1 pseudogene is annotated in these 523 nt (G+C 69.4%); it reads right to left on the bottom strand.

Annotated elements, in window-relative coordinates:
- Positions 1-203, bottom strand: a pseudogene (locus IH13_RS44295) (hypothetical protein); the annotation flags it as partial.
- Between the last annotated feature and the right edge of the window lie 320 nt (positions 204-523).

Genomic DNA, 523 nt, shown 5'->3' with positions numbered 1-523 from the left:
GAGGGCTTCGGCGGCACCCGCTCGGGAAGGACGGGTTCCGGCAGAACCGGTACCGGGAGGACCGGTCGGGGTGCGGGGTCCGGGAGGACCGGCTCTCCCGCGGTGTCGTGCCAGCCCGTGACGATCTGCCGCCACGCGTCCGTGTCATGCAGTCGGGCCGCTTGGGCGTCGAGTTGTTCGGGGGTGAGGGGAACGGTTTCCATCGGCGCCACAACTCCGTACATGTCCGTACATTCAGATCATTGCTGAGCCGAATGTCCGTCGCGCGAGCCGTTCGCTCCACCGGGGAGCGGCGTTCGGGTGTGCCAGGGCGTGAGGGATACCGGTCATGTCACGGGGCTGCCCGGCACCGGTGCCGTCCCTGGTCGTGCTCCAAAGTCATGGGAGGGGCTGTCCGGATACCGTCCTGTGCGGCGGCTGGCGCATGTACCGCCCTGCCGGGTGTGCGCTAGGTTGCCCGACATGACTGAGCTAGGACCCGTGGCCTGGCCACCCGCCTCGATCAGGACCGAGCGGCTCCCGC

Origin of the sequence: Streptomyces sp. NRRL WC-3549, assembly GCF_000721935.1 — a bacterium.
Lineage (GTDB): Bacteria > Actinomycetota > Actinomycetes > Streptomycetales > Streptomycetaceae > Streptomyces.
Note: the sequence above shows the minus strand (reverse complement) of the source record. Positions and strands in the feature narration are given on the sequence as shown.